The organism is Actinokineospora auranticolor, assembly GCF_041897805.1.
Taxonomy (GTDB): domain Bacteria; phylum Actinomycetota; class Actinomycetes; order Mycobacteriales; family Pseudonocardiaceae; genus Actinokineospora; species Actinokineospora auranticolor.
Window position 1 is genome coordinate 6,868,271 of the sequence record NZ_CP154825.1, and the last position, 12,096, is coordinate 6,880,366.

Here is a 12,096-nt window from a genome sequence, read left to right on the forward strand (position 1 = left end):
GCAACGCCGGCCCTGCGGGTTACCGTGTGGGCATGGGCGTGACTGGAACGGTCGGGGGCTCATCGGAACACCCGGATGAGCCCGACCGCCCCACCGGCCCCCCGGGCCGCTTCGCCGACGACCTCGTCGGACTGGACCCCGCCGACCCGGAGGCCAAGGCGTTCGCCGATCACCTGGACCGGATGGAGCGGGTGCACCCGAACTACACCGTCGAGGGCTACCTGGGCCAGGTGAACGAGTTCGCCGACTCGGCCAACCGGCTCGGCGGCCACCACCGGCTCACCGCGGGCATAGTGGCCACACTCATCTTGTTGGGTGTGTTGGTCGCCGCGTGGGACGCCCTGGTGTTCATCGTCGGCGCCGTGTTCGGCTGAGAGCGGCAGCGAGGAGAGTAGGACCAAGTGGCTATGGAACCGGTCGTCGGGGCGACGCCGCGGGTGGTCAAGCCCGAGCAGGAGTGGCGCGCGCAGCTGGACCCGCGCGAGTACGCGGTGCTGCGCGAGGCGGGCACCGAACCCGCGTGGACCGGCGAGTACACCGAGACCAAGACCGTCGGCGTGTACCGGTGCCGGGCCTGCGGCGCGGAGCTGTTCCGCAGCGAGACGAAGTTCGACTCGCACTGCGGGTGGCCGTCGTTCTACTCGCCCCTGGCGGGCGAGAGCGTCGTGCTGCGCGAGGACCGCACGCACGGCATGGTCCGCACCGAGGTGCTCTGCGCGAGCTGCCACAGCCACCTGGGGCACGTGTTCGAGGGCGAGGGCTACCCGACGCCGACCGATCAGCGGTACTGCATCAACTCGATCTCCCTCACCCTCGTGCCGGAGACCTCAAGCCCAGGTCAAGAAGCCTAAATCCAGCACCGCAACGCCCTAAATCCTCCCTAAGCCACCTTGTGCGCGCGGTCACACCACCCCAGCATTGTGCGCACACCGGGAGCACGAAAACCGGTGGCACAGGAGGGAAAGCGGCCGCGACCGGCACCAGCCGGACGAGGACCGGCGGTCCCTCGGGGAGGGGGCGGGGATGGAGCAGCCTTGGGGATTGTCGGGACCTGAGTTCCTGCGGGTGTACCTGGTCGGCGCGGCGTTCGCGATCCTGATCGCGGGGGCCGTGCGGATCTTGGCCCGGTCCGGTGCGGCGCGGCACCGGGACGGGGTGGGTCGACCGCTCGACGTCGAGGAGCTGGCGTACCTGGTCGGGGGCGCGCGGCGCGTTGTCGAGCTGTCCGTGGCCAGGTTGTTGGACCAGGGGAAGTTGCGGTCGAGCCGGGAAGGGCGGGTGCGGGCGGTTGAGGGGGCCGTCCCGGGCCCGTCCGGCCTGGACGCGGCGGTGCTGGCGGAGACCAGCAACGACCGCGCGCGTTCCGTCGGCCGGATCATCGACCGGGTCGAGCGGTTGTCCGTGGTCACCACGATCGCGGACGGGCTCGTCGGCAAGGGGTTGCTGGTCGGTGACCGGCGGCGGAAGGCGCGGTTGTCCTCGGCACCGCTGCTGGTGCTGTTGGCGGTGGGTGTGGCGCGGTGGGTCACCGGGGTGGCGCAGGGCTTCCCCGTCGGCTGGCTGACGCTGTGCCTGCTGGGCACGGCCGCGCTGGCGGTCCTGGTGTGGCGCTGGCCGGTCCCGGCCCGCACCTACGCCGGGGACCGGGTCGTGGGCGAGGCGAAGCGGGCGCACCGGCGCGCTCCGCGACCGTCCGAGCACACGGCGTTGACCGAGTTCGCGGCCTTCGGCGGGGTGGCGGGTCTGGTGGCCATCGGGGGGATCACCAGCTACCCGGACGCCGCGGTGGTGGCCGCGTTGGAACAGGACCGCGCGCTGCAGATGGCCCAGGCCAGCGCGTGGAGCGGCGGTTCGGGGTCGTCCGGCTCGTCGGGCTCCTCCTGCGGGAGCGGGTCCTCGTGCTCGGGCGGGTCGTCGAGCTGCGGCGGGGGTGGGTGCGGCGGTGGCGGCGGCTGCGGGGGTGGCGGCGGCTGATCGCGGTACCCGGGGCGCCAGGGGCAAGGCGCCCAAGGGGGAGGATGACGGCATGGGTGAGCGACTAGGGGTGGGCATCGGCTGGCGGTCGGAGATCGACCTGACCGTCGAGCGGATGCCGGGGGTGGACTTCGTGGAGGTCGTGGCGGAGAACCTGCACCACGACGAACTACCGGAGTCGTTGCTCGTGTTGCGTGGGCGCGGGCTGCCGGTGCTCCCCCATGCCGTCTCCCTCTCGCTGGGCGGTGCCGACCCGGTCGAGATGGACCGGGTCGAGCACCTGGCGGCGGTGGCCGAGTTGACCGGGGCGCCGCTGGTGAGCGACCACATCTGCTTCGTGCGCGCGGGCGGCCTCGACTCGGGGCACCTGATGCCGGTGCCGCGCACGCGGGAAGCACTGGACGTGCTGGTGGAGAACGTGCGGGCAGCGCAGTCCGTGCTGCCGGTCCCGCTGGCCCTGGAGAACATCGCGGCCCTCCTGCGGTGGCCGGACGCCGACCTGACCGAGGCGCAGTTCCTCACGGAACTGGTGGAGCGCACCGACTGCGCGCTGCTGATCGACGTCGCCAACATGTGGGCCAACGCCCGCAACCTGGGCGACGACCCGCTGGCGACGCTGGACGGCCTCCCGCTGGAGCGGATCGCGTACGTGCACGTGGCCGGGGGCCTGGAGAAAGACGGCGTCTACCACGACACGCACGCGCACCCGGTGCCCGCCGGGGTGCTGGAACTGTTGGGGGAACTGTGCTCGCGGGTGCGGCCACCGGGGGTGCTGCTGGAACGGGACGACCACTACCCGTCGGACGAGGCGCTGGCGGCGGAACTGGCCGCCATCCGCGCGGTGGTGGAGCGGTGAGCCGCGCGGAGTTGGCCGCCGCCCAAGCCGAACTGCTGCGGGCGGTGCTGGCCGGGGGGCCGGTACCGGACGGGTTCGACGCGGCGGCGGTTCGGGTGGAGGCCGCCGCGCTCCTGGCGAAGCGGCGGCGGATCGTGGCCCAGCTCGCGCCGGGGGTGGCGGAGGAAGTGGGCGACCGGTACGCGGAGCTGTTCGCGGCGTACGCGGCGGGCAACCCGCGCGTGACGGGGAGCCGGTTCCGGGAGGACGCGGCGGCGTTCGAGACCTGGCTGGTCGAGCGCGGCGAGATCGAGGCACCGAAGCGCAAGCGGTGGTGGAAACGCGGCTGAGGCCGTCGCGGCGGATGGCCGGGCTGTCGCGCGGGACCGGTGGCTGACTGGCCGGTGGCGCCATGCGGTGACGGGGGGAGTGGGTCGACGCGGCGCGAACAGGGGCGGACCGCGCCACGGATGGCTCGGTGGGCCAGCCGAACCCGCTGGCCGGGATGGTCGCGCGGTGGTGGGACTCGGCACCTTGGTCGCCGGTGGAGCGGCAGCGGGATTGCCGGACGCGCGGCAGGCGGCGGACCGCGCCTGCGAGCGGTCGGACGGTTGGCTGAGTCCGCCTGCGGCTGGTGCCACGAACCCACCGAGGCGGCGAACTCGGTGACTTGGCGAGCATCGCGCAAAGCCCGGTGCGTGGACGAGAAGCCCGACCGGGTGGTTGGAGATGAGGGACCGCGCGGAGCGCGACTCAGGGAGTGGTCACATCCGTCTGCCATGGGTATCGCGGCGGCAGGCCTGGCGATGAGCCAGCCACTGAAGGCGAGCCCGGTGGGTGAGTGGAAGCGCGGGCGGTCGGCGGGATGGCCGAGAGTCTGCCCGCGACTCGTGCCACGGACCCGCCAAGGCGGCGAACTCGGTGACCGGGCGAGCATCGCGCAAAGCCCGGTGCGTGGACGGGAAGCTCGACCAGGTGGTTGGAGGTGGGTGTCCGCGCCGAGCGCGACTCAGCGGTGGCCGCGTCCATCCGCGACGGGTGTTGCCGTGGCGGGCCTGGTGGTGCTGGCCGGTGAGGGCAAGTGCCGAGAAGCGGTAGGAGCACGAGGCGCGGGGACGCGTCGGGCGCGAGTCAGCGGGTGGCCGCGTCCGTCCGCGACAGGTGTCGCGGTGGTGGCTTGGCTGGTGCGCGCGAACGCCCACTGAGCGGGTGGAAGCACGGTCGGGTAGTCGGGGTCGGGTGACCGCGCCGCGGGCGGGTCGGCGGGTGGCCGAGCCCGCCTGCGGCGGCGGGTCGAGGGCTACTGCTGGGACGGGACGGCGATGACCACGAACTCGGCGCCCTGGTCGTCGGTGACGACGGCGTTGCGGCCGTGCGGGCTGTCCGTCGGGCCGGACACCAGCTTGCCGCCCAGTTCCTGGACCTTGGCGACGGCCGCGTCGGCGTCGGAGACCTGGAAGTAGGTCGTCCACCCGGACTTGTCCGTGTTGCCGCCGATGCCGCCGACAGGCCACTCCGGGTTGGTGGTGACGATGGTGGCGTAGTTGAAGCCGTCGTCGCCCACCTCCTGGTAGGAGTAGCCGAGGACGTCGGCGTAGAACTGCTTGGCCTTGTCGTAGTCGGTGCTCAGGTGCTCGTTCCAGGTGACGGCGCCGACCTCGTTGGCCAGCCGCATGCCGGTGTGGATCCCGGAGCGCCAGAGGCCGAAGGTCGCGCAGGTGCTGTCGGCGGCGATGGCCATGGCGCCCATCTCGCCGATCTCCATGGGCGGCACGAACACCTTGCCGCCCGCCGCCGTGACCTTCTCGAGGGTGGCGTCGAGGTCGGTGGTGGACAGGTAGGTGACCCAGCCGGTCTCCTGGCCCTCCTGCAGCGGGCCGAGACCCGCGACCGGGCGGCCGTCGACGAAGCAGTTGGCGTAGCCGCCGAACTGGGGGTCACCCTCCTCGATCTGCCAGCCGAAGAGGGCGGAGTAGAAGACCTTGGCCTTGGCCACGTCGGTGCCCAGGTCGACCCAGCAGGGGGTGCCGGGCTCCCAGGCGGTGTCGCGGGTGACCATGTGTTCCTCCAAGAGAATATTTTGGTGGTCGAACAGACGCGGACACGCTAACCCCAACCACCGACAGCGGCACTCCCTCAGGCGGGCGATGACCGGCGATGAATAGCAAAACCAGCGAAAATCGGTCCGCCAAACAACTCGCTGGGCTACGGTAAATGGAATTGATACACAACTGACCCCCGGGTGCGAACATCGCTCCCAACAGGTGAAACCCTCCACGGAGTCTTGGACGGAAGACCGCTAGAACGTTAATTCCGCGCTGGTCAGCACGTCCGGTTGGCGGATTGCGGCCGGGCAACGGAGATGGCTAACTTCTTGCCACCGAGAAATCGCGAACCGCGTAAATGTTCCGCTTTCGCATTCCGGAATCGGATTCCGCAGACCCGGGGGTCACATGCCCAGACGCACCACCGCGGCCGTCTCGACCGCGGCCATGATCCTCGGCTCGCTGGCCGCGACCACCGCCGCCGCCGAGCCCGCGCCGACAACCACGACCCAGACCGCGCACCGGTCGCTCGTCACGCTGGTCACCGGTGACCAGGTCGTCGTGCCACCCAAGGGACGGCGACCGCTGTTCCTGCCCGCCAAGGGCCGCGAACACGTCGACCACCTCACCAGCTCCGCCAACGGCCACACCCTGGTGATCCCGATCGACGCCCTACCGCTGCTGCGCTCCGGCGCGCTCGACCAGCGGCTGTTCGACGTGGACACCCTCGCCGAGTCCGGCTACGACGAGCGGCGCGCGGACCTCCCCCTCATCCAGACCGGCCCGAGCACCCGCGCCGCCGGTGTCCGCGAGACCCGCGACCTCACCACCGTCGACGCCCGCGCCCTCTCCGCCGACAAGGCCGCGCTGCCCACCAGTTGGCGCAACCTCGTCGCCCCCGGCGGGAAACTGTGGCTCGACACCAAACGCACCCCCGACCTCGACCGCAGCACCGCCCAGATCGGCGCCCCCGCCGCCTGGCAGGCCGGGCTCACCGGTGCGGGCATCAAAGTCGCGGTCGTCGACACCGGCGTCGACGAGACCCACCCCGACCTCGCGGGCCGCGAGATCGCCCAGGCCAACTTCACCGACGAGGACCAGGTCGACCGGGTCGGCCACGGCACCCACGTCGCCTCGATCATCGCGGGCGGCGGCGCCAAGTACCGGGGCGTGGCCAACGGCGCGAAGATCCTCGACGCCAAGGTCCTCGGCCCGATCGGCGGCTCGGACTCGTCGGTGCTCGCGGGCATCGAGTGGGCCGTCGCGCAGGGCGCCGACATCATCAACATGAGTCTCGGCGCCACCGACACCCCGGGGCTCGACGTCCTCGAAGAGGCAGTCGAGCGCCTGTCGGCGGAGAAGGGTGTGCTGTTCGTCGTCTCGGCGGGCAACTCGGGCCCGACCGCGCACGCGATCGGCTCCCCCGGCAGCGCCCCCTCGGCGCTGACCGTCGGCTCCGTCGACCGCGACGACAGCGTCTCCCGGTTCTCCAGCCGCGGTCCCGGCCCGGACGGCTCGATCAAACCGGAGATCACCGCGCCCGGCGCGGGCATCGTGGCCGCCAAGGCCGCGCAGGGACGTATCGGCGACCAGGTCGAGCCCGGGTACGTCGCGCTGTCCGGCACCTCGATGGCGGCCCCGCACGTGGCGGGTGCGGCGGCGTTGTTGGCGCAGGCGCACCCGGATTGGACTGGAGCGCAACTGAAAGCGGTGCTGACCGCCTCGGCGAAGCCGAACCCGACCGCGGGTCCGTTCGACCAGGGCGCGGGTCGCGTGGACGTGACCAAGGCACTCACCCAAACCCTGACTACGACGCCATCCGCGGTCAGCCTCGGTACCCAGCTGTGGCCGCACAACGACGATACCCCGGTGACCAAGGAACTGGCCTACCGCAACGGTTCCGCCGCCGACGTGACGCTCGACCTCGGCCTGGACGTCAAGGGACCGGACGGGAAACCCGCACCGGCGGACCTGTTCGCGTTGTCAGCGGACAAGGTCACGGTCCCGGCCGGCGGTACCGCGTCGGTGCGGATCACCGCCGACACCCGGATCGGCACCGCTGACGGGCTTTTCAGCGGCGTCGTGACGGCGACGGCAAGCGGGCAGGCACTGCGCACCCCGGTCGCGGTGGAACGCGAGTCCGAGAGCTACGACCTGACCCTGCGCTACCGCGACGCCACCGGCGCGGCGGACGACAACTGGCTGACCACCGCGATCAACCCCGTCACCTGGTACACCGCCCAGGTCTACGCGGACGAGACCGGTGTGGCGCGCCTGCGCGTGCCGAAGGGCGAGTACTTCCTCACCCACGTCAACTTCGCGGCGGACGGCACCCAGCAGGTGGCCAAGGCGGTGATCACCGCCCCGACCGTCGCGGTGACCAGGGCGACGACCCAGGAGGTCGACGTGCGGAAGAACGCCGGGCCGATCGAGGTCCGCACCCCGGACCCGGCGGTGCCGCTCGGCTACGCCTCGATCAGCTTCGTCTCCCGGGCCCCCGGCGGTGGCGGATTCGGCACCGGGATCGGCAAGGACGACCTCTCGTCGCTGCGCATCGGCCAGATCGGTCCCCGGGTCTCGGCCGAGCGGCTGACCTGGTCGCTGCTCACCGCGCACACCGACGCCACGCACTCGTGGTACTCCGCGTTCTTCCGCGAAGGCGAGGTCCCGCGCGGGTTCCGGGGGACCGTGCGGGCCGAGGACCAGGCGACGATCAAGACCACGATCGGCAAGTCGCTGCCGGGCTCGCGCGTGATCCGCGAACTGTCCGCGAGCACGCGCCCGGACGACCCGGGCTTCGGGATCAGCCACGCCGTCGAGGGAACCGAGTTCACCGACCAGGTCACCACCGGCGGCGCGCGGTGGACCTCGAACAACCTGGTGGTCGACGGGCAGTCCCGGCTGAACCAGTTCTACGGTTCGCAGTTCGTCCCGAAGAAGGGCCGCACGTACCGGGAGCGGGCGAACGTGGCCGTGTTCGGCCCCGGGTTCGGCGCCCAGTTCGAGCCGTGGTTCGCGCGCCGGGACGGGTCGCTCGTGGTGGCCACCCCGCTGTTCAACGACGGCGCGGACAACGTCGCGTTCGTCGAGACGACTTCGGCGAAGGTCACGCTGTACCAGGGTGACCGCGAGTTGGGCAGCGGCGGCGACCTCGTGGAATCCGTGCTGCCCATCGGGAACGCGGCGGGCGAGTTCCGGCTGACGGCGACCGCGACCCGGGCACCGGAGTTCGAGGTGAGCACCCGGGTGTCGGCGGAGTGGACCTTCACGTCGCGGCCCGGGGCCGACCAGGAGCCCATCAAGCTCGCCGCCGTCCGGTTCAAGCCGAACCTGAACGCCGACAACGCGGCGCCGACCGGGAAGTTCACCGTTCCCGTGGCGCTGCAACTGGAGGACGGCAGCCACGGCAAGGCCCGCAGGCTCGACGTCGAGGTCTCCTACGACGAAGGCAAAACCTGGCAACGAGCACGGGTGCACAACAAGTCCGAAGTCCTGCTGGACCACCCGAAGGGCGCCACCTCGGTGTCCCTGCGCGCCACCGCCGAAGACGCACGCGGCGGCACGGTCCAGCAGACGATCATCAAGGCCTACCTGCTGACCAAGCGGTAGGTGCCGCCCCCCGTTCCACCGCCGGTAGGCGGCGGGCAGGGTGCCGGGGACAAATGGCGCAACCGACGACTACCAATGTCCCCCGGCGCCGAACAACTCGCCGACACGAAGTCATGGAATTGATACGGAAACGTCTTCAGGGGATCATGTAACGCTCCCAGTAAGTGAACCCCTGCACATAGCCTTAGGCCCACTACGCTGGACAGGTCGGTTTTTCGCCGGCCGGACATCCAATTGGCGGATTGCTCCCAAGCGACGCCGGTGGCTAGCTTCGTGCCCACCGGGGGGATTGCGGAAACGGGGGGAAATCACACGCCCTTTCGCGCTCCCCCCTGCCCAGAATCGGATTCTCCGACCGGGGGTCACATGCCCAGACGCACGACCGCGGCCGTCTCGACCGCGGCACTAGTCCTCGGCTTGATCAGCACGGCGGCCGCCACGGCCGCCGCCGAACCCGTGCCCAACACCGATACCCAGGCCGCCAACCGGCCGATCGTCACGCTCGTCACCGGCGACCGGGTCGTCGTGCCGGGGCACGGCAGGCGACCGCTCGTGCTGCCCACCAAGGGCCGCGAGCACGTCGGCCACTACACCACCACCGCCAACGGCCACACCCTGGTGATCCCGATCGACGCGGTGCCGCTGCTGCGCTCCGGCGCGCTCGACCGCCGGTTGTTCGACGTGGACGCCCTGGCCGAGTCCGGCTACGACGAGCGGCGCGCGGACCTGCCGCTGATCCAGACCGGGCCGAGCACCCGCGCGGCGGGCGTGCGGGAGACCCTCGACTTCACCACCGTCGACGCCCGCGCCCTCTCCGCCGACAAGGCCGCGCTGCCCACCGGCTGGCGCAACCTCGTCGCGCCCGGCGGGAAGCTGTGGCTCGACGCCAAGCGCACGGCCGACCTCGACCGCAGCACCGCGCAGATCGGCGCCCCGGCGGCGTGGCAGGCCGGGCTCACCGGAACCGGCGTCAAGGTCGCCGTCGTCGACACCGGCGTCGACGAGACGCACCCCGATCTGGCCGGTCGTGAGATCGCCCAGGCGAACTTCGTCCCCGACGAGGACCAGGTCGACCGGGTCGGCCACGGCACGCACGTGGCGTCGACGATCGCGGGCGGCGGCGCCAAGTACCGGGGCGTGGCCAACGGCGCGAAGATCCTCGACGCGAAGGTCCTCGGCCAGACCGGCGGTTCGGACTCGTCGGTGCTCGCGGGCGTCGAGTGGGCCGTCGCGCAGGGCGCGGACATCGTGAACATGAGCCTCGGCACCACGGACGCGCCCGGACTGGACGTGATCGAGGAGGCCGTCGAGCGGTTGTCGGCGGAGAAGGGCACGCTGTTCGTGGTCTCGGCGGGCAACTCGGGCCCGATAGCGCGCACGATCGGCTCCCCCGGCAGCGCCCCGTCCGCGTTGACCGTCGGCTCCGTCGAGCGCGACGACAGCGTCTCCCGGTTCTCCAGCCGGGGCCCCGCGCTGGAGGGCGCGCTCAAGCCGGAGATCACCGCGCCGGGCTCGGGCATCGTGGCCGCCAAGGCCGCCAACGGTTTCCTCGGCGACCCGGTCGAGCCGGGCTACGTGCGGATGTCCGGTACCTCCATGGCCGCCCCGCACGTGGCGGGCGCCGCCGCGCTGCTCGCCCAAGCGCACCCGGACTGGACGGGCGCGCAACTCAAGGCGGTGCTGACCGCCTCGGCCAAGCCGACCCCGGCCGCGGGCCCGTTCGACCAGGGCGCGGGCCGCGTGGACGTGGCCAAGGCACTCACCCAGACCCTGACCAGCACTCCGGTGGCGCTGAACCTGGGCACGCAGCTCTGGCCGCACAACGACGACACCCCCGTCACGAAGGAACTGGTCTACCGCAACGGTTCCGCCGCCGCGGTGACCCTCGACCTCGGCCTGGACATCAACGGTCCGGACGGCAAACCGGCACCGGCGGGTCAGTTCTCGTTGTCCGCCACCAAGGTCACCATCCCGGCGGGCGGTACCGCGTCGGTGCGGATCACCGCGGACACCCGGATCGGCACCCTCGACGGCGCCTACGGCGGCGGCGTGACCGCCACCGGCGGCGGGCAGGCGCTGCGCACCCCGGTCGCGGTCGAGCGCGAGATCGAGAGCTACGACCTGACCCTGCGCTACCGCGACGCCGCCGGGAAGTCCGACGGCAACTGGGTCTCCATCGTGTGGAACCACGAGCAGCAGCTCTACCTCGGCGACAGCCCGGACGAGCACGGCGTGCTGCGCCTGCGGTTGCCCAAGGGCGAGTACTTCCTCGCCCACCTCAACCTCGACGCCGCCGGGCAACGGGTCAGCGCGATGATCTCCGCGCCCGCCACCGCGGTCGTGCGGACGGAGACCGTGGACGTGGACGTCCGCAGGGCCACCGGGCCGCTCGACGTCCGCACCCCGGACCCGGCGGTGCCCCTCGGCCTCGCCTCCACGGCGTTCGAGTCCGAGAGCGCCGACGGCACGGGCATCTTCGGCGTCGGGGTCCGCACCACCGACCTGGCGTCGCTGCGCATCGGGCAGATCGGGCCCCGGGTCTCGGCCGAACGGCTGCGCTGGGGTCTGCTCGCCGCGCACGCCGACGACACGCACAAGTGGTTCTCCGCGTTCTTCCGCGACGGCGAGGTCCCGCGCGGGTTCCGCGGCACCGTGCGGGCCAAGGACCAGGCGACGATCAAGACCTCGATCGGCAAGCGGTTGCCGGACACGCTGGTGACCCGCGGTTTCTCGGTCGGTCCCACCGGGTCGGACTCGGCGTTCCTCGGGGACGCCTACGAGGCCGCGGGGTCCGAGTTCACCGAGCAGGTCAACACGGGCGACGGACAGTGGTGGACCTCGGACAACACCCTGCTCAGCGCGAGTCCCGACGCCGCCCACTTCGCCCAGTTCGCCGGGACGGCCTTCACGCCGAAGGGCGGGCACACCTACCGGTTCCGGGCGAACGTGGCCGTGTTCGGCCCCGCCTTCGCGCCGTCGAAGTACCCGTTCGTCAGCCGGTGGAACGGTCTGCTCGGCGCGGACACCCCGCTGTTCGGCGACGGCGCGGGGAACGTCGGCTACACCGACACGACCTCCGCCAAGCTCACGCTGTCCCAGGGTGACCGCGAACTGGGCAGCACCCCCGACCTCGGCGGTGTCCTGCCGATCGGCGACGCGTCCGGCGAGTTCCGACTGGAGGCGACCGCGACCCGGGCACCCGAGTACGAGGTGAGCACCCGGGTGTCGGCGGCGTGGACGTTCCGGTCCCAGCCCACCACGAACCCGGAACCGGACCCCATCCGGTTGTCCGTTGTCCGGTTCACACCGAAGTTGGACGCGAACAACGCCGCGCCGACGGGCCGGTTCACCGTCCCCGTCGCGCTGCAACTGGAGGACGGCAGCCACGGCAAGGCCCGTAGGCTCGACGTCGAGGTCTCCTACGACGAAGGCAAGACCTGGCAGCGAGCACGGGTCAAGGACAAGTCCGAAGTCCTGCTGGACCACCCGAAGGGCGCCACCTCGGTGTCCCTGCGCGCCACCGCCGAAGACGCACGCGGCGGCACGGTCCAGCAGACGATCATCAAGGCCTACCTGCTGACCAAGCGGTAGAGATCGGCTCGAACGCGGCCGGGCTCCGGGGTTCCCCGGGGC

8 protein-coding genes are annotated in these 12,096 nt (G+C 71.7%); 7 read left to right on the plus strand and 1 reads right to left on the minus strand.

Annotated features, from left to right (window positions below; translation table 11 throughout):
- The first annotated feature begins 32 nt into the window (after nucleotides 1-32).
- From V5P93_RS29800 to V5P93_RS29820, 5 genes are all read left to right on the plus strand, one after another.
- Nucleotides 33-374 (plus strand): hypothetical protein, encoded by a 342-nt coding sequence (locus V5P93_RS29800; RefSeq protein WP_104481818.1) that lies wholly within the window; start codon nucleotides 33-35, stop codon nucleotides 372-374.
- Nucleotides 375-407: 33 nt separating this feature from the next.
- Complete coding sequence (gene msrB, locus V5P93_RS29805; RefSeq protein WP_104481762.1) at nucleotides 408-851, plus strand: peptide-methionine (R)-S-oxide reductase MsrB; 444 nt, start codon at nucleotides 408-410, stop codon at nucleotides 849-851.
- A gap of 190 nt (nucleotides 852-1,041) precedes the next feature.
- Complete coding sequence (locus tag V5P93_RS29810; protein ID WP_181043755.1) at nucleotides 1,042-1,974, plus strand: TIGR04222 domain-containing membrane protein; 933 nt, start codon at nucleotides 1,042-1,044, stop codon at nucleotides 1,972-1,974.
- Between the two features lie 52 nt (nucleotides 1,975-2,026).
- A complete protein-coding gene (locus tag V5P93_RS29815) occupies nucleotides 2,027-2,830 on the plus strand; it encodes a DUF692 domain-containing protein (protein ID WP_104481817.1) in 804 nt (267 codons plus the stop codon).
- Nucleotides 2,827-3,159, plus strand: coding sequence for a hypothetical protein (locus V5P93_RS29820; RefSeq protein ID WP_104481760.1), 333 nt, complete (start codon nucleotides 2,827-2,829; stop codon nucleotides 3,157-3,159). Before V5P93_RS29815 ends, V5P93_RS29820 begins: the two co-directional genes overlap by 4 nt.
- Before the next feature lie 950 nt (nucleotides 3,160-4,109).
- Here V5P93_RS29820 and V5P93_RS29825 read toward each other — a convergent pair.
- Complete coding sequence (locus tag V5P93_RS29825) at nucleotides 4,110-4,868, minus strand: VOC family protein (RefSeq protein WP_104481759.1); 759 nt, start codon at nucleotides 4,866-4,868, stop codon at nucleotides 4,110-4,112.
- 394 nt (nucleotides 4,869-5,262) lie between these two features.
- On the opposite strand from V5P93_RS29825, the gene V5P93_RS29830 reads away from it, so the two are divergent.
- Nucleotides 5,263-8,463, plus strand: a complete 3,201-nt coding sequence (locus V5P93_RS29830; protein ID WP_104481758.1) for a S8 family serine peptidase — start codon at nucleotides 5,263-5,265, stop codon at nucleotides 8,461-8,463.
- A 366-nt stretch (nucleotides 8,464-8,829) separates the two neighbouring features.
- Nucleotides 8,830-12,054: a S8 family serine peptidase gene (locus tag V5P93_RS29835; RefSeq protein WP_104481757.1), complete on the plus strand. Its 3,225-nt coding sequence runs from the start codon at nucleotides 8,830-8,832 to the stop codon at nucleotides 12,052-12,054.
- Nucleotides 12,055-12,096: the final 42 nt, after the last annotated feature.

Coding starts and splice junctions, on each gene's coding strand:
- V5P93_RS29835 (WP_104481757.1), top strand. CDS start 8,830: ATGCCCAGACGCACGACCGCGGCCGTCTCGACCGCGGCACTAGTCCTC.
- V5P93_RS29800 (WP_104481818.1), top strand. CDS start 33: ATGGGCGTGACTGGAACGGTCGGGGGCTCATCGGAACACCCGGATGAG.
- V5P93_RS29830 (WP_104481758.1), top strand. CDS start 5,263: ATGCCCAGACGCACCACCGCGGCCGTCTCGACCGCGGCCATGATCCTC.
- V5P93_RS29815 (WP_104481817.1), top strand. CDS start 2,027: ATGGGTGAGCGACTAGGGGTGGGCATCGGCTGGCGGTCGGAGATCGAC.
- V5P93_RS29825 (WP_104481759.1), bottom strand. CDS start 4,868: ATGGTCACCCGCGACACCGCCTGGGAGCCCGGCACCCCCTGCTGGGTC.
- msrB (WP_104481762.1), top strand. CDS start 408: ATGGAACCGGTCGTCGGGGCGACGCCGCGGGTGGTCAAGCCCGAGCAG.